The following is a 24165-nucleotide window of genomic DNA, read 5'->3' as shown; positions in this document are numbered from 1 at the left end:
GGGATAATTCGATGAAGATGTTTCGCCTGGCCGCAACGGCGGCTGCATTCCTGCTGTCGCTTGGGGCCGTCCAGGCGCAAACCACGCTGCGCATCGGCCTCGCTGAGGATCCCGATATCCTCGATCCCTCGATGGCACGCACCTATGTCGGCCGCATCGTGTTCGCTGCGTTCTGCGACAAGCTGTTCGACATCGACGAGAAGCTCAACATCGTGCCGCAGCTCGCGCTGTCGAGCGAAACGGTCGACGATGGCAAGGGCCTCGTCATCAAGCTCCGGCCTGGCGTGAAATTCCACGATGGCGAGCCGTTCGATGCGGAAGCCGCCAAATTCTCGCTTGAGCGCCACCTGACCCTCCCCGGCTCGTTTCGCAAGCCGGAGCTCGCCTCGGTCGACCACGTCGATGTCGTCGATCCCCTCACCATCAAGCTCGTGTTGAAGTCGCCGTTCTCGCCGCTGCTCGCCCAGCTTACGGACCGCGCTGGAATGATGATGTCGCCGAAGGCCGCGAAGGCAGCCGGCGACAAGTTCGGCCTGCATCCGGTTTGCGCCGGCCCCTACAAATTCGTCGAACGCGTGCAGCAGGACCGCATCGTGTTCGAGAAGTTCGCGGACTACTGGAACAAGGACAACGTTTTCATCGACCGGATCGTATTCCAACCAATCGTCGATGCGACGGTGCGGCTGGCGAACCTCAAATCCGGCGGCCTCGATCTGATCGAGCGCGTGCTCGCCACCGACCTCAAGGAGGTGCGCGCGGATTCACGGCTGAAGGTCGCGACTGCCATCGAGCTCGGTTATCAGGGCATCACGCTCAACATCGGCAAGGACAAGGCCAAGGGGCCGCTGAGCCAGTCCGCTAAGGTACGGCAGGCGCTCGACCTTGCGATCGACCGCGAAGCGATCAACCAGGTCGTGTTCAACGGCGAGTTCCAGGTCGGCAATCAATGGGTCAACCCCGATCATCCCTACTATCAGAAGAGCCTGCCGGTGCGTGCCCGTGACGTGGAGAAAGCCAAGGCCCTGCTGAAAGAAGCCGGCGTGACGCCGCCGGTCAGTGTCGATTTCCTGGTGCCGAAGGGTGCCGAGACCGAGACGCCGGCGCAGGTGATCCAGTCGATGGCGGCAGAAGCCGGCTTCGACATGAAGATCCGCGTGACTGAATTCGCGACCGGCCTCAAGCAGGCCGAGGCCGGCGACTACCAGGCCTATATGCTGGCCTGGAGCGGCCGCGTCGATCCTGATGGCAACACCTTCATCTTCCTGCACAGCCGCGCTCCCCAGAACTACGGCGACTGGAATAATGCGCAGGCCGACAAGGCGCTGGAGGACGCCCGGCTCGTGACCGACTTCGCCAAGCGCAAGGCCAGCTATGAAGTGCTGACGAAGCTGGTCCAGGATGAGGAGCCACTGCTTTATCTCTATCACCGCCGCATCATCATTGCGCACACGACCAGGCTCGAAGGTTACAAGCAGATGCCCGACGGCCTCGTGCGCGTCGTCGGTCTCAAGCTGAAGTGACGCTGCAGGGATGCTGAACTTCCTCGCCCGCCGGCTTGCGCAGATCGTACCGACACTGTTCTTCGTGTCGGTCCTGATCTTCTCGCTACAGCAATTGCTGCCGGGCGATCCCGCAATGGTGATGGCGGGCGAAGAGCGCGATCCGGCCGTGATCGAGCAAATCCGGCACCAGTACCGGCTCGATCAGCCCATCCCCGTGCAGTACGCCTACTGGATCAAGGGCGTTCTCTCAGGCGACTTCGGCGAATCCCTGCGCAACAAGATGCCGGTGCGCGAACTCATCGCGCAGAAGCTGCCGGTGACGCTCCAGCTCGGCGCAATGGCGATCATCATCGCGTTCCTGATCGGCATTCCTGCCGGCATCGTCGCGGCTGTGAAGAAAGGAACGGCCTGGGATTACGGCGCCAATTTCTTCGCGCTGTGGGGCATCTCGACGCCGAACTTCTGGCTCGGCATCATGCTGATCTTCCTGTTTTCGATCGAGCTCGGCTGGCTGCCGGCCTCCGGCTACGTGCCGCCGACGGAGAATTGGCGCGCGAGCCTGGCCGCCACCATCATGCCGGCCTTCGTGCTCGGCAACGCGATTGCCGCGGTCCTGATGCGGCACACGCGCAGCGCCATGCTCCAGGTGCTGGAAAGCGACTATGTCCGCACCGCGCGCGCCAAAGGACTCTGGGAGCGCTCGGTGATCCTCAAGCACGCCATGCGCAATGCGCTGACGCCGATCATCACGCTCGGCGCGCTCGAGCTGGGCACGCTGCTGTCGGGCGCCGTGCTGACCGAGCAGATCTTCTCCATTCCCGGTTTCGGCAAACTGATCGTCGATGCGGTCTTCAACCGCGACTACGCCGTCGTGCAGGGCGTGGTGCTGGTGACGGCGACGATCTACATTACACTCAACCTGATCGCCGACATTGCCTACATCCTCGTCAATCCCAGGCTGAGGGGCTAGGCCATGACCGACGCCGCCCTGTCCGGCCCTCTTGTGCAAGCCGACGAGCTGGACAGCCCGGCGCGCCGGGCGCGGCGCCGCCTGTTCAAGCGCAAGGCGGCCGTCGCGGGCCTTGTCGTGCTCACCGTCTTCATCCTGCTCGCGCTGCTCGCGCCCCTGATCGTGCCCTACGATCCCGTCGCGACGAGCTGGAGCCTGGTACGCAAGCCGCAGACCGCGCAGCACTGGTTCGGCACCGACGAGCTTGGCCGCGACATTCTGAGCCGTGTCGTCTATGGCGCGCGCGCCTCCCTGCTGGCAGGCCTCATCTCCGTTGCGATCGCGCTCGGCATCGGCGTGCCGCTCGGCCTCCTGGCTGGCTATCGCGGCGGATTCGTCGATGCGCTGATCAGCCGGATCACGGATGCGATGCTGGCCTGTCCGTTCCTGATCCTGGCCATCGCGCTGGCGGCATTTCTCGGTCCAAGCCTCGGCAATGCCATGATCGCGATCGGCATCTCGGCAACGCCGATCTTCATTCGTCTCACTCGCGGACAGGTGCTGAGCGTCAAGGCCGAGGACTATGTCGAGGCGGCCCGCGCCCTCGGCAATCCGCCGTGGCGGATCGCGGTCTCACACATCCTGCCCAATATCCTGCCCGCACTGCTGGTCCAGGCGACCTTGTCGATCGCGGCCGCCATCATCGCCGAGGCCGCGCTGTCGTTCCTCGGCCTCGGCCAGCAGCCGCCGGCGCCGTCCTGGGGCAGCATGCTCAACGCAGCCCAGCGCTTCCTGACCCAGGCGCCATGGATGGCGATCTGGCCGGGCCTCGCGATCTTCCTCGTAGTGTTGTCGTTGAACCTGCTCGGCGATGGCCTGCGCGACGCGCTGGACCCGCGCCAGCGTTAGATGACCGCCTCGCGCATCACGCGGCGGCAATCCATCTCGTATTCGAGATCGACCACCGGAGGACGCGCAAAATGCCAGGTCAGGCCCGACCGCAGTGCGCCGCGACGGACCAGCTCATCGACCAGCACGTGGTGGAAGTCGTGCACGGAATAAGCCTGCACGCCGGTCGTGTCCTTCCAGCCGAAGCCGAAGGCCGCCATCCGGCTCTCCATCTGCGACGTTGTCGTAAAGCGCACCTTCTCGCGCAGCCCCTCCGGGCTGAGGTCGCGGTATCGCACCGTACGCTCGACATAGGTCCCGCTGCCTTCGCGAGCCTCGGCACCGCCGGCGATCACGAAGGACGGCGCTTTCGTGCGCGTCGGACGCGTGAAGCAGAAGGCATAGAATGACGGCTCGGACGGCGGATCGATCTCCGGACAGACATTGCTGCGTGCCACCGGATTGGTGGTGCCGTCGAAGATGCCCCATTCGGACAGCGTCTTGACGTAATGCAGGTTGAATGCACGGAAACCTTCCTCACTGAAGGCGGCCGGTGAACGCAGCTCGCAGGCACAGAAGGCCGTCAGCGGACGTCCCGCCTCCTGGATAAACTTCGCCGCCAGCGCGAATCCCTCCGCAAGCGGCACGAGGCGGTCGAACCTGACGCGCTCGATCTCGTAGCCGTCATCGGCAGCAACACCCGCCGAATACTGGAATACGGATGGGATAAAACGGTAGTTACCGGCCGAGAATTCGCGCGTCATGTGGACTCCTATTCCAATTGCATGCGAATACCCTTGCCGCCGTTCAGCAGGCGCTTCAGGTGAAAGCCGGCGAGAGGATCATCGGCGTGCATGCCGACCAGCGCGGCAAAGGCCGGCATGGCGGCAGCATCGCCCGCTTCCATCTTGGCAAAGGCCTCGAAATATTGCGTCGTTGCAGGCGCCTCGAATTTTTCCTGCACCAGCGGCTCGAATGCGGGCAGCGGCTCGCTCCGTCCGCGCAGCACCAGTTCGCCGACGGGACGGCCCTGGAAATTCGCGGCTCGCTCCGCGATGCCAGCACTGACACAAATGCGGGTGCCGAGATGCTTGTTGGCAGCCTCCAGACGCGCCGCGGTGTTGATGGTGTCCCCATAGGCGGTGTAGTCGAAGAAACGGTTGCCCCCGAAATTGCCGACCAGTGCCGGTCCGGCATGAATGCCAATCCGGGTGGTGCCGAAATTCACGCCCTTGGCCTTCTGCCGCGCGCAAAAATCCTGCGCCCAGCGATCGAGATCGTGAGCGCAGGCGACCGCGCGCGTTGCATAATCGGGCTGATCACCGGGGGCATTGAACAGCACCTGGATTGCATCGCCGATGATCTTGGCGACCGTGCCCTCATGCGCAAACACCACTTCGGTCATGCCGCCGACATACTCGTTGAGCAGCTCTCCCAGAGTCTCGGGCGCCGCACTCTCGACCAGCGATGTGAAGCCGGTGATGTCGGTGAAAATCGTGGCGACCTCGCGCCATTGGACGGCGATCCCCTCGCCCTCCCCACTCGCCGCCAGACGCTTGGCGAGCTCGGGCGAGAAATGACGCGACAGCGCGGCATGCGCCCGCTCGGCTTCCATCTGGCGCCGCCGCACCTCGCGGAGCATCTCGATATGGCGCACGGTCTTCTGGATCGTGGTTTCCAGGTCGATGAAATCGATCGGCTTGGTCAGGAAGTCGAATGCGCCGCGGTTCATGGCGGTGCGGATGTTACTCATGTCGCCATAGGCGGAGACGATGATGGTCGACTTCTTGTCCTCGGCTTCCTGAAGCTTCGCGAGCAGCGAGAGCCCGTCCATCCGCGGCATGTTGATGTCGGAGACCACGAGGTCGACACGCGGATTCCGCTCGATCGATTCCAGCGCCTCGACGCCGTCGCGGGCGAAGATGAAGTTGACCAGCCCGTCGCGGATCTGCCTGCGGAATTTTTGCAGGATCAGCGCTTCCAGATCCGGCTCGTCATCCACGAAAAGAATGGTCGGGGTCATGCCGCCTGCTCGAGCCTGGTATCGATCTCCTGGCGCAGTTGCGTGAAGTCGATCGGCTTGGTGAGGAGCCCGGTGGCGCCACCTTCGATCGCCTTCCGGCGCGTCTCGACGTCGCCATAGGCCGTAATCATGATGACGGGAACATTTGGATGGTCGGCGCGCACCTTGGGCAGCATGTCGAGCCCGCTCATGCCGGGCATGTTGATATCGGATAGGATCAGGATCAGCGCGGGATCGCGCACCTCAGCCGCGCGCTTGAGCGCGTCAAACGCCGAGATTGCAAACTCCATATGGAACCGGCCGGCGCGCAGATCGCGCCGGAACTGCTGCCGAAACAGCGCCTCGACATCGGGCTCGTCGTCGACGACCAGAATGTAAACGTTCAAGTGCTACCTCCGGTTGTGCGTCCCACCGCCATGGTCCGAGGCAGCGTGATGATGAATTCGGTGAATACACCCGGCTCGGTGTTCACGTCGATCGTGCCACCATGCTGCTTCACGACGATGTCGTGGCTCATGGAGAGGCCGAGCCCGGTACCCTCGCCGGCCGGCTTGGTGGTGAAGAAGGGATTGAACATCTTCTCCTTCACCTCCTGTGGAATACCCGTGCCGTTGTCGCGAATCCGGATTTCGACCCAGCCGCCGAGATTTTTCGTAGTGGCGCTCAGGGTTGGTTCGAAACCGCCCGCGGCACTCTCCTTGCGTTTCGCCGCCGCATAGAAGCCGTTCGAGATCAGATTGAGGAAGACCCGGGTGATCTCCTGCGGATAGACATCGGCCATACCGGCAGTTGGATCGAGGTCGCGCTGGAGCGTCACGTTGAATGATGGCCTTTCGGCGCGTGCGCCGTGATAGGCCAGATTGAGGCTCTCCTCCACGATCCCGTTGATATCGCTGTGGCGATGCTCGCCGGAGCCCTCGCGCGAGTGCAGCAGCATGTTCCTGACGATAGAATCGGCGCGCTTGCCGTGCTGCACGACCTTCTCGAGATTACCCTTGAGCATGCCGGCCAGCTCGTCGACCTCTTCCTTCGTCTTGTCGTCGAGAGAAGCCGTGTGCAGGATCTCCCGGAGTTCGTCGATCAACTCGGTCGAGACCGAAGAGAAATTATTGACGAAGTTGAGCGGGTTCTTGATCTCGTGGGCGATTCCCGCCGTGAGCTGGCCGAGCGAGGCAAGCTTCTCGGTCTGCACGAGGCGATCCTGGGCGGCGCGCAGATCGTCAAGGGATCGCGACAGCTCTCTGGTGCGCTCCTGGACTTCCTCGAACAAGCGGACATTCTCAATCGCAATAAGAGCCTGATCCGCAAAGGTCGTGGCGAGCTCGATCTGTTTCTCGCTGAAGGGACGCACCACATGCCGCATCAAGACGAAGACGCCGATGGGCGCCCCCTCTCGCAGCAAAGGGACACCCAGCATCGTACGCACATTGGAGCGTCTTCGCGCAGACGAAGGTGCATACTCCGGATCAGCCTGCACATCCGGAACATGAACCGTCTTGCAATCGAGCAAGGTGCGTCCGACGACGCTTCCCCGCTCCGGTACCGAAGCAAATGTCCGAAGCTTGTTCTCTTGCTCCACATCGAGACCGCAGCTTGCTGCCAGATAAAAGGCGCCATCGCGGGGCCGGAAGATCGTTCCTTCGTCCGCGTCGCACAGACGGGCCGCCGACCCGACCAGCGTGTCGAGCACGGTCTGCAGATCGAACGTCGAGCGGCTGATCACCTTCAACACATCGGCGGTTGCAGTCTGCTGCTGTAGGGCTTCCCGCAACTCTGCAGTCCGCTGCTCGACCTTGCTTTCGAGGTCGGCGTAGGATTCCTGCAGGCGCTCGCCCATGTGGTTGAACTGGTTTGCCAGTTCCTCGAGCTCGTCGCCGGTCTTGATCGAGATCTGCTGAGCGAAATCGCCGCCGCCGATGCGCATCGCGCCGCTACGCAGCGCTTGGATCGGGCCGACCATGCGGCGCGCGAGGAATATTCCAGCGAGCACCGCGAAGACGGAAGCCGCGAGCAGCACGATCGCAAGCCGCTCCAGCGAGGCATAGAGCGCCGCATAAGCTTCCTCGACCGGCAGTTCGACGAACATGGTCCAGCCGATCGGGGTGATCGGCGCGGACGCCGTCAGAACCTTCTGTCCCTGGATGTTGGTCGCTTCCTGCAAGGCGTCCGGCGTGGCCCCGCCGCCGGCAAGCGCCGCGCGCACCTGTGCGAGTCCCGAAAGATCGGTGTTACGCAAGACCAGACTGATATCGGGATGCGCGATCAGGCGCCCCTCCGGGCCGACCACATAGGCATGTCCGTGCTCGCCGACCTTGATCTGGGACACGACATCCCAGATCAGCTTGAGATTGACCTCCGCAATGCTGACACCCGCATCCTTGCGCGCGCCGGCCTGCGCCAGCGTCATGTAGGGTTCCGACTCGCGACGAAAATAGACTGGCCCGTAATAGACCTTGTGCGCGACGGCTTCGGTGAACTTCGGATCGCTTGACAGGTCGACACCGCTGTCGATCGCGTCCATCGCCAGCCGCGAGACCCGCAGGCGCTCCCGACCGGTCGAATCCACCTGGGCAAGCTCGGTGATCGCGGGCACCTGACGCAGCAACCGCAGCGCGTCGAACCGGCGCGGCTCGATCGAGCCCGCCGACCACGGCAGTTGGGTCGTCCAGCCGAGCTGACTCTCGATCTCCTTGACGAACTGGCTGATCTTGGCGGCGGCTGCCTCGGCCTGCTCGTGCTGGACCCGAATCAGCGCGGCCTTGTGCTCGCGATAATAGAAGAAGACTTCAAACAGCCCATTGGCCAGCAGCGCAACGGCGACCACGGCCACGAACAGCGCGACATATTTGGTGAACAACCGGGTCCTGATCCGCCGGCCCGCCTCGCCGGATACGACGCCGTCCCCGGCCGCGTGCGGCAGGGCCCTGGATTGCGGGGTGTCAGGATGGACGGAAATGCTCATTCCCCCAAGCCTAGCAAGAAGGCCGGACCTTGTCTCTCGCCGCAGCGCACAAGGCTACTCGATAACCTCGTCGGCAAGCGCCAGCATGGTCGGCGGAATTTCCAGCCCTGTCGCCTTGGCCGTCTTGAGATTGAGCACTAGGGGATAGCGGGTCGGCAACTCGAACGGCAGATCGCCGGGATTGGCCCCATTGAAGATGCGGGCGACCAGCGCAGCCGCCCGTTCGAACGACTCCGCGGAATCCGCGCCATAGGACATCAGGCCACCGTCACGGGCGAACTGGTCAAATTCATAGATCGCAGGCAGCTTTCGGACGGCCGCGAACTCGAAGACACGCTCGCGATTGAGAATGGTCAGCGCATCTGCCACCATCAGAATGCCGTCGGGCGGATCGTTGTTCATCACCGAAAAGGCTTCGTTGAAATCGTCGGGCTCGCGCACGCCAAGCGCCTGCACGGTCAGGCCGAGCGCCTGCGCCGCCTTGGCGGATGCCTGATAGCGCATGGTCATGCCGAGGTCGTCCTTGTTCCAGAGCATCGCGACCTTGGTCAGCTTCGGTGACACCTCCTTGAGCAACGACAGCCGCTTGGCGCTGAGTGTCGCGGCGACATCTGAAATTCCGGTGATCTTGCCGCCTGGATGCGCGAGGCTCTCGATCAGCCTGGTTTCGACGGGATCGCCGACGCCGCTGGCTGCGACGGTGGCGATGCCGGCCGCCTTGGCCGCCATCGCCGTCGGATAACCGATGACCACGATGACGTCGACGTTCTTGGCCTTCTGCTCCGCGATCAGAGCGGGCAACATCGCGACATCGCCGAGCGCGCCCCGCGCCTCAAAGGCGAGGTTCTGGCCGAGCCTGAAGCCGCGCTCTTCAAGCACCTTGATCAAGATCTTGCCGCCCCGGCCCTCGGCCGTCACCGGCGCGATCGGCGTCACCGTGCCGAGCCGATAGATGCGGCCTGCCGTATCGGCCGACGCCATGTCCGGCCGCACAAGTGCCGCCCCGCCAAGCACTGCCAGAAATTCGCGTCTCTTCATCCGACGACCTGCCCAAACGCATCGGCTCCAGCCGTCATACTACCGGATATCGCACGACAAAAAAAAGCGGCAACAGCGATGACTGTTGCCGCTTCTCACGCAAATTGAGCCTTGGTCAGGTCGGCCGCAGCACTTTGGCGTCGAGGTCGAGCTCGTTGACCTGCTTGTTCCGCTCGGAATCGGCGGCCGCGCGATGGTCGGTCGCCAGCACGACATAGACCGCAGGCAGCACGAAGAGCGTGAACAGCGTGCCGATCGACATGCCGGCCACAACGACGAGACCGATCGAGAAGCGGCTGGCTGCACCGGCGCCGGACGCCGTCAGCAGCGGGATCAGGCCGGTGACCATCGCAGCCGTCGTCATCAGGATCGGCCGCAGGCGGATGCGGGCTGACATCTCGATGGCCGAGCGGCGGTCGAGCCGCTCGTTGACCTGGAGCTCGTTGGCGAACTCCACCATCAGGATGCCGTGCTTGGTGATCAAGCCAACCAGGGTGAGCAGGCCGACCTGGGTGTAGATGTTCATGGTGGCAGCGCCGAAGAACAGCGGGATCAGCGCTCCCACGATCGCCATCGGCACCGAGATCATGATCACCAACGGGTCACGCAAGCTCTCGAACTGCGCGGCCAGCACCAGGAAGATGATGATCAGCGCGAACCCGAAGGTGATTGCGAGCTGATTGCCTTCCTGCACGTATTGCCTGGAGTCCGCGAGATAGTCGTGGCTGAAGCCCTGCGGCAGCTTCTTGGCCTCACCTTCGAGGAAGTCAACCGCGGCGCCGACGGTCACGCCGGGCATCGGCACGGCCGAGAACGTCGCCGAATTCAGCTGATTGTAGTGCGTCAGCGAGTTCGGGTCGGTCTTGGTCTTGACCGAGACCACGGTCGACAGCGGGAGTTGCTGTCCGGTGTTGGTCGTCACATAGTAGCCGCCGAGCGATTCCGGCGAGAGACGCTCGCTGCGCGGCACCTGCGGGATCACCTGGTAGGACCGGCCTTCGAGATTGAAGCGGTTGATGTAGTTGCCGCCGAGCAGAATCGCGAGCGTGCTGCCGAGGTTCTGCATGTTGACGCCGAGATCCTGCGCCTTGGTGCGGTCGATCGTGACCTGCACGTTCGGCTGGTTGTAGGCGAGGTCGCTGTCGGAGACGATGAACATACCGCTCTTGCGAGCAGCGTCCTTCAGCTTCTCCATCTGCTCAAAGACCGTCTGGTAACCCGCGGTGGAGTTGATGACCATCTGCACCGGCAGACCACCCGGCCCCCCCGGCAGCGGCGGCAAGTTGAATGCAAAGGCCTGCACGCCCTCGATCTTGGAGAGCTCGGCCTGGACCAGCGGCTTCAGCGCGATCGACGACCGCTTGCGCTCCTCCCACGGCTTGAGCAGCATGCCGGCGATGCCGCCTTGCGGGCCGTTGATGCCGTTCAGCACGAAGCGCAAGTCGGTCTCGGGGAACTTCTGGAATTCCTTGTCGAGCTTGTCGCCGTAGAAATCGACATAGTCGATGTTGGCGTATTTCGGCGCCTTGGTCACCGCGAACACAATGCCCTGGTCTTCCTCAGGCGCCAGCTCCTTCGAGGTGTGCATATAGAGGAAGCCGACAAGCCCGAGGATCGTCACTGCGAACATGCCGGTGATCGCCTTGTAGTCGAGCGAACGATCGAGCCTGCGGCCGTACCAGCGCGTCAGCGCGCCGAACACTCTGTTGACGAGCTTGGCGAAGCGGCCCTCCTCGGTGTTCTTGAGGAGCACCGAGCACATCATCGGCGACAGCGTCAGCGCGATCACGCCTGATACAATCACCGAGCCGGCGAGCGTGAAGGCGAATTCGCGGAACAGCGAACCGGTGAGACCGCCGAGGAAGCCGATCGGGGCATACACCGCCGCGAGCGTGATGGTCATCGAGACGACGGGACCGACGATTTCGCGCGCGCCTTGGAGCGCGGCCTGGACAGGCGTTTTACCCTCCTCCAGATGGCGGTGGATGTTCTCCACCACCACGATGGCGTCGTCGACCACGAGGCCGATTGCGAGCACCATCGCGAGCAGGGTCAGCAGGTTGAAGCTGAAGCCCAGCGCCAGCATCAGGGTACAGACGCCGATCATCGACAGTGGGATGGTGACGACCGGAATGATGACCGAACGGAGCGAGGCCAGGAACAGGAAGATCACCACGATGACGATAATTACGGCTTCGCCCAGCGTCTTCTCCACCTCGTCGATCGAGGACTGGATGAACTTGGTCGAGTCGTAGGCGACCTTCATCTTCATCGACGGCGGCAGATTGCGCTCGAGCTCCGGGAACAGCGCCCGCACGCCCTTGACCAGCGTCAGCGGATTGCCTTGCGGCGTCGCGTTCACGCCAATGAAGATCGCATGCTCGCCGTTGAAGGCGACGCTCGCGTCGGTACTCTGCGCCGCAAGTTCGACCGTGGCGATATCCTCCATCCGGACGAAGCCACCGTCCTTGGCCTTGACGATCATCTTCCGGAACTGGTTGACGTCGGTCAGGCTGGTGTTCGTCGAGATGTTGGAAACGATCAGATATCCCTTGGTCTGTCCCGCCGCAGACTGGAAGTTGTTGGCCGTGATCGCAGACGCGACGTCCGCTGGCGATACATTGCGGCCGGCCATCTTCACGGGATCAAGCCAGAGCCGCATCGCAAAGGTCTGGCCGCCCAGAATGTCGGCCGAGGCTACGCCGTCGACAGTCGACAGCACCGGCTGCACGACGCGTGTCAGATAATCGGAGATCGCCGAACCCGACAGTTCCTCGGAGGAGAAACCGAGATACATCACGGCCGTCGTCTGCCCTGTGGTCTTGGTCACGATCGGGTCGTTCGATTCCTTCGGAATCAGATATTTGACCGAGTTCGTCTTGGCCAACACCTCGGTGAGCGCCTGGTTCGGATCGAAGTTCAGCTTGATGTAGACCTGGATTGTCGAGGTGCCGAGCACCGAGGACGAGGTCATATAGTCAACGCCTTCGGCGGAGGCGACGGCCTGCTCAATCGGGGTCGTGATGAAGCCCTGGATCAGGTCCGCGGACGCGCCGGGATAGACGGTCGTGATGTTGATGACCGTGTTCGACAGCTTCGGATACTGCCGGATCGGCAGCACCATCGCCGCGCGCAGCCCGATCAGCAGGATCAGCAGGCTGACAACGACCGACAGAACCGGACGCTTGATGAAAATATCAGTAAAGGCCATCGCGGCGATCTCGATTTCTATGTCTCAAGAAACGTGATCCGGCCAGGCCGGATCACGTGAGTGTATTTGTCAGTAGCGCGGCGGCTGCGCAGGGATCTGCGGAGCCGGGTCGGTCGAAATCGCGACAGCAGCGCCCGACTGCAGCTTGAGTTGGCCGACGGCGACGACCTTGTCGCCCACCTTCACGCCCTTGATGATTTCGACACGACCATCGACCCGATTGCCGGTCTGCACGAACGTGCGCACAGCATTCAGGCTGGTCTTGCCGTCCTCTCCCTTCTTCTCGGTGATCACGAACACCGAGTCGCCATACAGCGTGTAGTCGACGGCCGTCTCCGGAACGGTGATCACGGCCGGCTTGTCCGGCATCACCACCGTGGTGCTCACGAACATGCCCGGCTTCAGGATCTTTTCCGGGTTCGCAATCGTCGCCTGGACGCGGATGTTGCGCGTGTCGGCCGCGATCTGCGGCTCAATGGTGGTGATCTTGCCGTCGAAAGTACGGCCCGGATAGGCGTCGACCTTCAGCCGGACCACCTGTCCGACCTTGAGGTTGGCCGAGTCCTTTTCCGTCACCGTGAAGTTCGCCCACAGCTCCGACAGATCGGTCAGCGAGACGATCGCCGTGCCGGCGGTGAGATATTGTCCGACCTCGACCTTGCGGACGCCGAGATCGCCGGAGAACGGTGCGCGTACCAGCTTCTGCGAGATCAGCGCTTCGGTCTTGGCGATGCCGGCCAGCGCCTGGTCATAGGCGGCCTGCGCGGAATCGACGGTCGCCTGCGGACCGAACTGGCGCGATGCCAGCTGCTTGGCGCGGTCGAGCGACAGCTGCGCAACCGTTGCCTGCGCCTTGTAGTTGGCGAGATCGCCCTGGTCCGGCGCGTCGAACAGCTGCACCAGCGGCGTACCGGCCTCAACATGGGCACCGGGCTCGAATTTGATCTCGGTGACGCGACCGTTAACATCAGCGCTGACGTCGACCTGATGCACGGCGACGAGGCTGCCGACTGCGGTCAGCAGGTTCGGCACGACCTCCGACTTCGCTTCCGCCGCGCTGACCGCGGTCGGCGGCGGCTTGTTGTTGGCGAAGAACTGCTTGATCATCTGGCCACGGAAAAAATTGAACCAGACGAGACCACCGACCAGCGCGCCCAGCAGCGTGCCGACGATGATGAACCACAGCACCGGCCGGACCGGGCGCTTGGGAGCCTTGCTATCGATCGGTTCGCCCGAAATCTTGTGTTCGGTTACGATGTTCATTGTCATGCGCTTTCTGCAATCGCCGTCTTGCCGGCACAAACGGCCTGATCGCGGCCCAGATGTGAAGCAATTGCGGCGTCGTTAAGTCCGATACCCCTCAGGAGAAACTCACAGAGCTGCCGCTCCAGATCGTTCGCCCTGCCGTAGGCAAGACAGGGCACGGCGGGCAGCCTGGTCAGCGCAGCGGTCATGACCGTATGATGCGCAAACCAGAACAGATTGAGCGGTTCACTGCCACAAGCCCTCGCATCGCCGGCCGCGACCGCGCGTTCGAGTGATGCGACAAAGATCGCTCCGATCAGCGTCTCGATCTTGGCATATAGCAATCGCGCGAATTCGCCGTCATCCAGATGACTGGTGGCCATCAGTCGCAGGCGTTGCGCCTCCTCCTGGTCGGGGCCGTCAGCGATCTGAAGGAAGTGCTCGACCATGCCGCGGATCAATTCGACCAGGGTGGCCGTCGACGGCTCGCGCTCGAGAAGTTCGATGAGCGCCGGGTCCGCCTCGCATTCGTCGCTGAGAATTTCGGCGTAAAGCGCCGCCTTGGACGGGAAATGCTTGAACAGCAGCGCTTCGGAAATGGCAGCGGCGGCCGCCACGCTCTTCGTCGTGGTGCCGTTATAGCCATGTCGGGCAAAGCAACGCTTGGCGGCTCCGAGGATCAGCTGACGCCTCAGGTCGCTCGTCATACGCAATGAGCTCATGCTGGTGAGTAAGCACTCACCCACGCCAAAGTCAAGCCGATTGCTGCGACGCAACTTAAGTGCGCGCGGGTCTGTTGAAAATTGGTCACAGATTACCGCTGGGAGCGAACGCCCCCAGGGAACCGCAGCAGGGTGGGCGTCAGATCGGCTGGAAGCCGAGGTCGCCCCGGATCCTGTTGACGATGTAGGTCCCATCCCGGCTTGGCAAAATCCGCTCGACGCTGGCGCTGTCGATCTTCACATTGGCAAAGCGCGGCCCCGCCGCGAGGTCGTGGACGGCCTTGGCGAAGGCCTCGACCTCGGCCAGGGTCGAGATCGCCCGGCTGTCCGCGATGCCGCAGGCCTTGGCGATGCCGACCAGGTCGGCGGCAGCCGAGGTGTGGCTGGTCTGGCCGCCGGTCTCGCCATAGGCCTCGTTGTCGAGCACCACGATTGAGAGATTGGAGGGCTTCTGGAGGGCGATAGTGGCGAGGCTGCCCATGCCCATCAGCATCTCGCCGTCGCCGGTGATGACCAGCACCGGCAATTTGGGCTGCGCCAGCGCGAGGCCCAATCCGATCATGGCAGCGCCGCCCATGCCGCCCCAGAGATAGAAATTGCGGGCGTGATCGCCGACAGCGGTGATGTCGTTGGTGGAGGCACCGAGGCCGCCGATCGCAACCACGTCCTTGCGGTTCGCAAGCAGCGCGGACACCACCTGACGGCGGTCGAGGAGATTGGCCTTGCTCATTTGGTGAAAACCTTGGCGCCGATCAAGCGCTGCGACAGCAGGACGGCGGTGGGCGTCAGCGCGTTGTAGGCTTGTGCCGCAGCCGCCTCCAACACCGCCGGCACTTCGGCCGCATGCGAGGCGCGCAGCGCCTTGACGCCGGACAGTTCGAGCACGCCTTGCGTGGTCGATCCCATCGGCACCTGCCACGGATTGAACTCGCCCCACTCGCCGCGCATGGTCACGAGCGTGAGGAACGGAAAGCGCAGGATCGGGATCAGCGACAGCATGTTGATGCAATTGCCGACACCGCTCGACTGCATCAGCAAGACACCACGCTGGCCGCCGGTCCAGGCGCCGGCAAGAAGCGCCACGCCCTCTTCCTCCGTCGTCAGCGGAATGCCGCGCATCGTGGATGAACCCAGCACGCGCTGGATCAGCTTGGAATGGCCGGCATCGGGCACGTAAGGCACCTGCCGCACGTCGAAACGCTGCAAGGTGGCGAAAACATCATCGGGCCAGCTCGGGGCCGTATCGGAAGCGTCAGCGCGCGCGTGCATTTTCCTGGTCCGGTCGGCTTGCAAATCAGGGCATGACTGTAGACGGTGACCGGCAAAGCTCGAAAGAGCGAAAACGGCATATCGGTTTCAACCGGTGAGTATGGCGCATGAACGCAGATGCGAAAGAACTGGCGGCCAATTTCGATCTGGCGAAGCTGACGAGCGAATTCTACGACGATCCCTACCCCACCTATCGTGCACTGCGGGAGAACGAGCCGGTCAAGCGCCTGCCGAGCGGCACCGTGTTCCTGACGCGCTACGACGACCTGGTCACCACCTACAAGAACACGAAATCGTTCAGCTCGGACAAGAAGCGCGAGTTCGCGCCGAAATATGGCGACACGCCGCTCTACGAACACCACACCACAAGTCTCGTGTTCAACGATCCGCCGGCGCACACCCGCGTGCGGCGCCTGATCATGGGCGCACTGTCGCCGCGGGCGATTGCGGGCATGGAGGGCGATATCGTCAAGCTGGTCGACGGCCTGCTCGACGCCATCGCCGCCACGGGCCATTGCGAACTGATCGAAGATTTCGCCGCCTCCATCCCGATCGAGGTGATCGGCAATCTGCTCGACGTGCCCCATGACGAACGCGGGCCGTTACGCGACTGGTCGCTGGCAATCCTTGGCGCGCTCGAGCCCGTCGTATCGCCTGATGTCGCCGCACGCGGCAACAAGGCCGTGACGGACTTTCTTGCCTATCTCGAGACGCTGATGGCCCGCCGCCGCGAAAAGCCGGGCAATCCCGACCGCGATGTGCTGACGCGCCTGATCCAGGGCGAGGAGAACGGCGAGCGTCTGACCGAGAAGGAGCTGCTGCACAATTGCATCTTCCTGCTCAATGCCGGCCACGAGACCACGACCAATCTGATCGGCAACGGCCTCGTCGCGCTGCATCGAAACCCCGACCAGAAGCAGCGGCTCATCGACAATCCGGAGCTGATCAAGACTGCCGTCGAGGAGATCCTGCGCTACGAAAGCTCGAACCAGCTCGGCAACCGCATGACCACGGAGCGGGTCGAGCTCGGCGGCGTCATGCTCGAATCCGGCACGTCGGTGACGCTGTGCATCGGGGCTGCCAACCGCGACCCCGCGCAGTTTCCCGACCCCGAAAAATTCGACGTCGCACGCACGCCGAACCGGCATCTCGCGTTTGCCACGGGCGCGCATCAATGCGCCGGCATGGCGCTGGCGCGGCTCGAGGGCGCGATCGCGATCTCGCGTTTCCTGGCGCGCTTCCCGGATTATGCCGTGAGCGGCGAGCCGGTGCGCGGCGGGCGCGTGCGGTTTCGCGGCTTCCTGAGCGTCCCCTGCTCGATCGGCTGAGGCGTCATGAATATCGATCAATTGCGCGAACGCTGGGCCGATCCGGCCCTCACGGTGCTGACGGTGCTGCTGGTGATCATGATGTTCGTGATCTCGCCGCTGCAGGCGCTGGGGCTCTTTGCATTTCAGGTGTCCGAGCTCGTGCTGGCGCTGCTGCTGGTCTGCGGCATCTTCGTGATATCAGGCAGCCCGGTCGCGGTCATCGGCATGCTGATCGCGCTCGGCATGATCGTGACTGGCGCGATCCTGCGGCTCAAATCGCCGTCGATCCTCGACCTCAATCTGTTTGCCGGTTCCTGGTTCATCGTGGGAACGACGATGGCCTGGGCGGTGGCGCGCCAGACCTTCGCGCCGGGACGGGTGACTTACCATCGCGTGATCGGTGCCGTGCTGTTGTATCTGACGGTGGCCGTGATCTTTGCGGCGCTCTACACCTTCATCGGCTCGCTCGATCCGGTCGCCTTCGTCAGCATGAAGGTGGAGGACAGCCCGAGGCTCGCGAGCGAGGTCATCTATTTCAGCTTCGCAACCATGACCACGACCGGATATGGCGACGTCGCGCCCCTCCATCCCGTCGCCCGCAGCCTGTGCAATATGGAAGCCATCTTCGGCCAGCTCTATCCCGCGACGCTGCTGGCGCGCCTGGTCACGCTCGAGATCGAGCATCGCAGGCAGGACTCCTGAATCACCCCTGCCGACCCAAAAAGTCGAAAACAACCCCATGCACAGTAGAAGACGGGTCGGCGGGCAATCGCTTGTGAACCCGCCGAACCATTTGACGTGGCGGAGCAATCAGCGCCGAACGCGCCATCACCCGGCCGAGCCGCGCCTTCGGGCACGTGAAGGCTTCCGCACGGGCAGACGGATACCCACATCAGCTTGAGCGCGGCCGCCGCGATCGCTTGCCCCGGCGCGCCGCAGCAATGAGTGACGACAGATGAGCTCGTCGGTCATTGATTTCGTCGCAACGGAAGCACGCTTTGGCGCCCATAATTACGAGCCGATCGGGGTCGTCCTGTCGCGCGGCGAAGGTGTCTGGGTCTGGGATACTGAAGGCAACCGTTACCTCGATTGCCTCTCGGCCTATTCGGCGGTCAGCCAGGGTCACTGTCACCCCAAGATCCTGGCGGCGATGGTCGAACAGGCGCACAGGTTGACGCTCACTTCGAGGGCCTTCCACAACGACCAGCTCGCCTTGTTCTACGAGGAGATCGCGGCGCTCACCGGCTCCCACAAGGTGCTGCCAATGAACAGCGGCGCAGAGGCGGTCGAAAGCGCGATCAAATCGGTCCGCAAATGGGGCTATGAGGTGAAGGGCGTGCCGGACGGCCAAGCCGAAATCATCGTCTGCGCCAACAATTTTCACGGACGCACATTGGGCATCGTCGGCTTCTCGACCGACCCCGAGACACGAACCCATTTCGGGCCGTTCGCGCCCGGCTTCAAGATCATCCCGTTCGGCGACGCCACCGCGCTGGAGGAAGCAATCACCCCAAACACTGTCGCCTTTCTGGTCGAGCCGATCCAGGGCGAAGCCGGTGTCATCATTCCTCCGGCAGGCTATTTCATGAAAGTGCGGGAGCTCTGCACCGCCAACAACGTGATGCTGGTGCTCGACGAGATCCAGACCGGGCTCGGCCGCACCGGCAAGCTGCTGGCCGAACAACACGAAGGCATAGAGGCGGACGTGACGCTGCTCGGCAAGGCCCTGTCCGGCGGCTTCTATCCGGTGTCGGCCGTGCTCTCGAACAACGACGTGCTCGGGACTTTGCGACCCGGCCAGCATGGTTCGACCTTCGGCGGCAACCCGCTTGCGTGCGCGGTGGCGCGCACGGCGATGCGCGTGCTGGTCGAGGAAGGCATGATCGAGAACGCGGCCAGGCAGGGTGCACGCTTTCTGCAAGGCCTCAAGGACATTCGTGCCAACACGATCCGCGAGGTGCGCGGGCGCGGCTTGATGCTGGCGGTCGAGCTGCATCCCGAGGCCGGACGCGCCCGCCGCTACTGCGAGGCGCTCCAGGGCAAGGGCATCCTCGCCAAGGATACCCATGAGCACACGATCCGCATCGCCCCGCCGCTGGTGATCACCAGCGACCAGGTCGACTGGGCGCTGGAGCGGTTCGCCGCGACCCTGACGCAGGATTTCTCCTGAGGCTGCCTGCGTCGGAAGATCGCAATGCCAGCCGCTGCCAACAACGAACCATTCCGCCGCCTGTGCGTTAAAAATCGTGGGCGATTACGAGCTGGGAGCGACGATCATGCTTCCGCGTGGCCTTGGCCTGACGGCCGTCTTGGTTGGTGTCTCGATGCTGGCGACGGGCGTCGGCGCGTTTGCCCAAGGACCCGGCCAGGGACATGGAAGGGGCGGGCCAGCCGCAGCGCCGGCAGCACGGCCGGCACCACCACCGGCCATGGCCCGTCCGGCAGCCCCACCGCCGATGGCGCGTCCCGCCGCGCCAGCATTCCATCCCCCGGCCATGCCGCAGCGGCCGGCCATGGCGCCACATCCCGCGCCGCATATTGCCTCGCCGCCACCTCGTCCGCCCGCGCATTTCGCTGCCCCGCCGCCGCGGACGGCCCCGCACATAGCGGCGCCGCAGCCCGAATTCCATCGAGCGCCCGCGGCGCCGCAACGCCCGGCCATGGCGCCGCGGCCGACGCCGCATATCGCCGCCCCCGTCACGCCCAGGCGCACCGCCGGCCGTGAGCGAGCGGCTGTCGCGACGGGAGCAGATTGAACAGCGCACGCAACAGCATCAGCAGCAGATCCAGCAGCACCAGCAGATGGTGCTGCAGCGGCAGCGCGAGATATTGTCGCGCCAGACGACAGAGCGCCAGACACGCATCGATCGGCTCCAGCAGCGCGTGCAGCAATTGCAGTCGCAAAAGGTGGAAGGCGCGCGGGCGCAACGCGAGCGGCAACGGATGCTCCAGGCGCAAAACCGCTTGCTTGGCCGTGAGCAGCGCGCGCAGCAACTTGACCTGGGGCGCCAGCAGCGCCTTGGACTCCAGGCTCCGGCCGGCCGCGCCTCAGCTACTGCGGCGGCCGCGCAGGCCTCCGAGCGCGGACGGTTTGCCGCGCGCTTCCGCGAGCAGGCCAATCCGCAGACTCAGGCGGCCCTTGTGGCTCGCCAGAGCGGCTGGGCCCCCCGGCAAGCCTGGCGACACCGCCATCCCGCGGTGTTCGTGGCGTGGCTTGGGCCCGTGTTCTGGCCTTACGCCTATTCCGACATCTTTGACTACACGTTCTGGTCCTATGCTTACGAGCCCGGCTATTGGGCGTACGCTTATGACGACTTCGTCGACACCGTGTTCTGGGGCGGTGACGGCCCCTATGCGGCCTATGCCAGCACCAACCCATACGACTATCCGCAAGCCGGCGGCGGTGGCCGCGCGCGCCCGCGCGCCAGCGTCAACCCACAAACGCTCCAGCAATTGTGCGGCACGCCGGACAAGGGCGTGACCGCTTGGCCGTTTGCCGATATCACGCGAGCCGTGCGGCCGACGCCGGAGCAACGTACCCTGCTCGACGAGTTGAAGACCGCGGCAGCCAACGCGGCCGGTGTGTTCAAGGACTCCTGCGCCGAGACTTATGCACTGACTCCGCCTGGCCGCTTGCGCGCGATGATGAACCGCATCAACGCGACGCTGGAAGCCGTCAAGATCGTGCGACCGGCCCTGGAGAATTTCTACAACTCGCTCAATGACGAACAGCAGGCGCGCTTCAACACGCTCGGCCCGAATGTCGGCGACCGCACGCCGCTGCAGCAGGAAGTTAGCAGCGAAGGCTGCGCCGATCCGAAGTCCAGCCTGACCCAGTTGCCGATCCAAAGGATCGAGGCAGTGCTCCACCCCGCCGGCAAGCAGAAGGAGGCGCTCGACCGCCTCGGCGAAGCGACTGCCAAGGGCGTTGAGGGACTACAGGCGGCCTGTCCGAACGATGCACCGCTGACGCCGGTCGGACGGCTGGAGACGATGCAGCGCCGGCTCGAGGCCATGCTGTCGACCGCCAAGCTGGTCGAACCCGCCCTGGACGAGTTCTTTGCCACGCTGAGCAGCGAGCAGAAGGCGCGTTTCAACACGCTGCAACAGGTCGCAAGCCCGTGAGGGCGTCGCGTTCTCTCGTCGCGATGAGCGCGGCGGTCGACCGGCGCGAGATGACGCAATTGCAATTATTCTGCTCAAAAGTCGACGAGGCATGTCACCGCCACGGCTTCTGTGAGAGTGCAGTGGCGCAAACGCAAACGACTGCCTTGTATCTGACTTCACGCGGAAATCGTCTTCGGCCCAACATCATTCGTGTTTGCGATCTCTTGAGGCTGCTCTGCCTCATTCGCGCCAATGGCGTTGCATTGCTGGAAGTAAGAAGACAGCTCAGACTCGGCCAGATGATCCCAGTATTCCGCTTCCGCGAGCAGCTTCCATTTGTTCATGCTGTTGTATGCAGCCTGTTGGCGGCACAGTGAGCTCATCGCACGCAGGCGTCGCACTTTCTCCACTGCGGACCTCCCTTCGCACTTGCTTGCCTGCAAGCGCATTTGTGTTGTCACAGCTTCGCAGATCGAATTGACGAGCGATAGCCCGGTGTTTGACGGTGCCTTTCGCTGATAGCGCAATCGTCTTACTTTTCCTCGCGTCGTCGAAAGATCGCCGAAATAGATCTCGCCTCGTCCTTCGGCAGAGCTCGCCGACCTTGCCACCCCGATCACAACAATGGCCCCGACGATTGCTCGTCGGGGCCATTCGAGATCGACAGGCATGGGTACATCCGCCGCGCCTGCCGATCATTGATGTCACCGATCACCACATCCAATCCGGCACAGAGTGCGACGAGGCTGCGGCATCGAGATGATGATATTCTGCCTGGGAACTGATGACCGTCCACCTCATCATTGGTGGTACTCCGACCGGCTAGCCGCTTCGTCTGCTAGAGGGGTCGGTCGGCCGCCCGCAGGGCAGGCGCACTTATGGTAACTAAACCACCGCCTTGTGCCGCGCGATGCAGGTTCGCAGCACCTCGTCCATGGGCTTGGCCCACCAGTCATTCGAGAAGATCTCGATCTCGGAATAGCCGGCGAAGCCCTGCGCCTCGACGGCGGCACGCGCGGATTTGATGTCGATGACGCCATCACCCATCATGCCTCGGTCGTTGAGGATGTCCCTGGTCGGCACCAGCCAATCACAGACATGGAAGGCGAGCAGGCGATCCTTGCCGGCGCGGGCGATCTGGTCCATCAGCTCCGGGTCCCACCAGATGTGATAGACGTCGAGCGCGACGCCGAGCATGCCGCTGCGGCCGGCATCGAGCCGGTCGCAGATGTCGAGCGCCTGTTTTGTGGTGTTGACGCAGGCACGATCCGCCGCATAGGCCGGATGCAGGGGCTCGATCGCCAGCGGCAAATTGGCCTGCCTCGCATAGTCGAGCATCTCGGCGAGAGCTTCCTCGACCTGCCCGCGCGCGGCCAAGATATCCTTCGACGCCTCGCTGCCCGGCCGTGAATATTGCGGCAGGCCGCCGACGACCAGCACGACGCAGGGCGCGCCGAGTGCCTTGGCCTCATCCACGCAGCGCCGGTTGTCGTCGCGCACCTCGCCCCGGCGCGATGCGTCCGAGGTGAACATGCCGCCACGGCAATAGCCTGAGAGATCAAGGCCGGCATCGCGCACGGCGCGCGCGGCGCGATCGAGGCCGACGGCCGCAACCTGGTCGCGCCAGGGATCGATGGCACGGATGCCATGCCTTGCACAGGCATCGATGATTTCGATGAGGTCACCCTGCTTGCGGACTGTCGCCGTGTTCAGCGACAGCCAGTGGTGGTCAGGCGAAAAATCGCGCATCAGGCGTCCAGTCCATGCGAGGCGAGCACGGTCTTCATCCGCCGCGTCGCCAGTTCAGGATTGGCAAGAAGCCCGGCCTGATCGGCAAGCCTGAACAGTTCGGCCAGATGCAGCATCGAGCGCGCGCTCTCCTGTCCTCCGACCATGGTGAAATGATCCTGGTGACCATTGAGATAGGCCATGAAGACGACACCAGTCTTGTAGAACCGCGTCGGCGCCTTGAAGATGTGGCGCGACAGCGGCACAGTCGGCCCCAGCACGTCGTGGAAACCGGCCTCATCGCCGGTCGCCAGCCGCGACAGCGCGTAGGACGCCGCCGGCGCGATCGCATCGAAAATGCCGAGCAGCGCGTGCGAAAAGCCTTGGCTGTCGCCTGCGATCAATTCGGCGTAATTGAAATCGTCGCCGGTATACATCTTGATGCGCTTGTCGAGACGACGGCGCATGTCGATCTCACGCTGCTTATCGAGCAGCGAGACCTTGACGCCGTCGACCTTGGCGGCATTGCCGTTGATGATCGCGACCGCCGTGTCCGTCGCCTTGTCGAGATCTTTTGTGCCCCAATAGCCGGTCAGCGCGGGATCGAACATGTCGCCGAGCCAATGGATGATCACGGGCTCGCGGACCTGCGACAGCACGCGATCATAGACCTTGGCATAATCCTCCGCGTTGCGGCCGAGTCTTGCGAGCGCGCGCGATGCCATCAGGATGATGCGGCCGCCGACCTTCTCGACCGCCGAGACCTGCTCCTCATAGGCACGGATCACGTCGTCGAGGCTCCTGGCATCCTTGACCGCGAGATGGTCGGTGCCCGCGCCGGAGAACACCAGCGCATTGCGCCGCTTGGCGGCAGACACAGAACGCGCAATCAGCTCCAGCGAGGTCGGCCAATCCAGCCCCATGCCGCGCTGCGCGGTGTCCATGGCCTCCGCAACGCCGAGGCCAAGGTCCCAGACGTGCTCGCGGAAGGCGATGGTCTTGTCCCAGTCGACGGCGACCGAGAGCCAGGGATCGTTGTCGGCGAAGGGATCGGCGACGGTGTGCACGGCCGAGAAGGCGATGCGGTTCAAGGGGCCTTCGAGCTTTGCAGGGAAGGTACGCGATGCCGCGAGCCGGTAGGTCTCGATCGAGCGATCGACCTTCGGCAGCTTCAGCGACAATGACGACATTGGCTGGACGGGCTTGTTCAT

Annotated in this window: 21 protein-coding genes; 7 read left to right on the top strand and 14 right to left on the bottom strand. The window is 63.7% G+C overall.

All coding sequences use genetic code 11. The annotated features are described in order from the left end of the window. Positions 1 to 11: 11 nt before the first annotated feature. Genes JQ587_RS07895 through JQ587_RS07885 form a run of 3 tightly spaced genes read left to right on the top strand, consistent with a single transcriptional unit; the run spans position 12 to position 3360 of the window. Entirely contained in the window at positions 12 to 1520 is a 1509-nt protein-coding gene (locus JQ587_RS07895) for an ABC transporter substrate-binding protein (protein WP_212424934.1), read from the top strand. A gap of 10 nt (positions 1521 to 1530) precedes the next feature. After that, a complete protein-coding gene (locus tag JQ587_RS07890; RefSeq protein WP_212424933.1) occupies positions 1531 to 2472 on the top strand; it encodes an ABC transporter permease in 942 nt (313 codons plus the stop codon). A 3-nt stretch (positions 2473 to 2475) separates the two neighbouring features. Continuing rightward, positions 2476 to 3360 carry an ABC transporter permease gene (locus tag JQ587_RS07885; RefSeq protein ID WP_212424932.1) on the top strand — a complete coding sequence of 295 codons (885 nt, stop codon included), beginning with the start codon at positions 2476 to 2478 and terminating at the stop codon, positions 3358 to 3360. Here JQ587_RS07885 and cnbZ read toward each other — a convergent pair. The 10 genes from cnbZ to JQ587_RS07835 form a co-directional block, all read right to left on the bottom strand. Continuing rightward, a complete protein-coding gene (gene cnbZ / locus JQ587_RS07880; RefSeq protein WP_212424931.1) occupies positions 3357 to 4103 on the bottom strand; it encodes a 2-amino-5-chloromuconate deaminase CnbZ in 747 nt (248 codons plus the stop codon). The genes JQ587_RS07885 and cnbZ overlap by 4 nt on opposite strands. Positions 4104 to 4111: 8 nt before the next feature. Then, positions 4112 to 5362 carry an adenylate/guanylate cyclase domain-containing protein gene (locus JQ587_RS07875; RefSeq protein WP_212424930.1) on the bottom strand — a complete coding sequence of 417 codons (1251 nt, stop codon included), beginning with the start codon at positions 5360 to 5362 and terminating at the stop codon, positions 4112 to 4114. Then, a complete protein-coding gene (locus JQ587_RS07870) occupies positions 5359 to 5748 on the bottom strand; it encodes a response regulator (protein WP_212297942.1) in 390 nt (129 codons plus the stop codon). Before JQ587_RS07870 ends, JQ587_RS07875 begins: the two co-directional genes overlap by 4 nt. Then, on the bottom strand, positions 5745 to 8324 hold the full coding sequence (locus JQ587_RS07865; protein WP_212424929.1) for an ATP-binding protein: 2580 nt from the start codon (positions 8322 to 8324) through the stop codon (positions 5745 to 5747). Before JQ587_RS07865 ends, JQ587_RS07870 begins: the two co-directional genes overlap by 4 nt. Before the next feature lie 54 nt (positions 8325 to 8378). Further along, the gene (locus tag JQ587_RS07860; protein WP_212424928.1) at positions 8379 to 9362 is read right to left on the bottom strand and encodes an ABC transporter substrate-binding protein; all 984 of its coding nucleotides are present in this window, start codon (positions 9360 to 9362) and stop codon (positions 8379 to 8381) included. A gap of 115 nt (positions 9363 to 9477) precedes the next feature. Beyond that, a complete protein-coding gene (locus JQ587_RS07855; protein WP_212424927.1) occupies positions 9478 to 12573 on the bottom strand; it encodes a MexW/MexI family multidrug efflux RND transporter permease subunit in 3096 nt (1031 codons plus the stop codon). 69 nt (positions 12574 to 12642) lie between these two features. Continuing rightward, positions 12643 to 13836 carry an efflux RND transporter periplasmic adaptor subunit gene (locus JQ587_RS07850; RefSeq protein WP_212425049.1) on the bottom strand — a complete coding sequence of 398 codons (1194 nt, stop codon included), beginning with the start codon at positions 13834 to 13836 and terminating at the stop codon, positions 12643 to 12645. 2 nt (positions 13837 to 13838) lie between these two features. Continuing rightward, positions 13839 to 14540: a TetR/AcrR family transcriptional regulator gene (locus JQ587_RS07845; RefSeq protein WP_212298067.1), complete on the bottom strand. Its 702-nt coding sequence runs from the start codon at positions 14538 to 14540 to the stop codon at positions 13839 to 13841. A gap of 139 nt (positions 14541 to 14679) precedes the next feature. Beyond that, entirely contained in the window at positions 14680 to 15270 is a 591-nt protein-coding gene (locus JQ587_RS07840) for a thiamine pyrophosphate-dependent enzyme (protein ID WP_212424926.1), read from the bottom strand. After that, complete coding sequence (locus JQ587_RS07835; RefSeq protein ID WP_212424925.1) at positions 15267 to 15809, bottom strand: phosphonopyruvate decarboxylase; 543 nt, start codon at positions 15807 to 15809, stop codon at positions 15267 to 15269. Before JQ587_RS07835 ends, JQ587_RS07840 begins: the two co-directional genes overlap by 4 nt. A 107-nt stretch (positions 15810 to 15916) precedes the next feature. Here JQ587_RS07835 and JQ587_RS07830 point away from each other — a divergent pair, with 107 nt between their 5' ends. The 3 genes from JQ587_RS07830 to rocD all read left to right on the top strand — a co-directional run bounded on the left by JQ587_RS07830 (position 15917) and on the right by rocD (position 19289). After that, positions 15917 to 17137, top strand: a complete 1221-nt coding sequence (locus tag JQ587_RS07830) for a cytochrome P450 (protein ID WP_212424924.1) — start codon at positions 15917 to 15919, stop codon at positions 17135 to 17137. A gap of 6 nt (positions 17138 to 17143) precedes the next feature. Then, positions 17144 to 17821 (top strand): potassium channel family protein, encoded by a 678-nt coding sequence (locus tag JQ587_RS07825; protein ID WP_212424923.1) that lies wholly within the window; start codon positions 17144 to 17146, stop codon positions 17819 to 17821. Between the two features lie 253 nt (positions 17822 to 18074). Next, positions 18075 to 19289: an ornithine--oxo-acid transaminase gene (gene rocD / locus JQ587_RS07820; RefSeq protein WP_212424922.1), complete on the top strand. Its 1215-nt coding sequence runs from the start codon at positions 18075 to 18077 to the stop codon at positions 19287 to 19289. A 527-nt stretch (positions 19290 to 19816) separates the two neighbouring features. Here rocD and JQ587_RS36645 read toward each other — a convergent pair. Next, the gene (locus JQ587_RS36645; RefSeq protein ID WP_249154219.1) at positions 19817 to 20059 is read right to left on the bottom strand and encodes a hypothetical protein; all 243 of its coding nucleotides are present in this window, start codon (positions 20057 to 20059) and stop codon (positions 19817 to 19819) included. Positions 20060 to 20062: 3 nt separating this feature from the next. On the opposite strand from JQ587_RS36645, the gene JQ587_RS07815 reads away from it, so the two are divergent. Beyond that, positions 20063 to 21244 carry a Spy/CpxP family protein refolding chaperone gene (locus JQ587_RS07815; RefSeq protein WP_249154218.1) on the top strand — a complete coding sequence of 394 codons (1182 nt, stop codon included), beginning with the start codon at positions 20063 to 20065 and terminating at the stop codon, positions 21242 to 21244. A gap of 158 nt (positions 21245 to 21402) precedes the next feature. Here the strand turns inward: JQ587_RS07815 and JQ587_RS36640 are convergent, their stop codons facing one another. The 3 genes from JQ587_RS36640 to JQ587_RS07800 form a co-directional block, all read right to left on the bottom strand. Next, entirely contained in the window at positions 21403 to 21897 is a 495-nt protein-coding gene (locus JQ587_RS36640; RefSeq protein ID WP_249149273.1) for a hypothetical protein, read from the bottom strand. 214 nt (positions 21898 to 22111) lie between these two features. After that, a complete protein-coding gene (locus tag JQ587_RS07805) occupies positions 22112 to 22975 on the bottom strand; it encodes a sugar phosphate isomerase/epimerase family protein (RefSeq protein ID WP_212424921.1) in 864 nt (287 codons plus the stop codon). Next, positions 22975 to 24165, bottom strand: a complete 1191-nt coding sequence (locus tag JQ587_RS07800) for a dihydrodipicolinate synthase family protein (RefSeq protein WP_212424920.1) — start codon at positions 24163 to 24165, stop codon at positions 22975 to 22977. Before JQ587_RS07800 ends, JQ587_RS07805 begins: the two co-directional genes overlap by 1 nt.

Origin of the sequence: Bradyrhizobium manausense (assembly GCF_018130615.1) — a bacterium.
GTDB lineage: Bacteria > Pseudomonadota > Alphaproteobacteria > Rhizobiales > Xanthobacteraceae > Bradyrhizobium > Bradyrhizobium manausense_A.
This window is presented reverse-complemented; position numbering and strand designations above follow the sequence as displayed.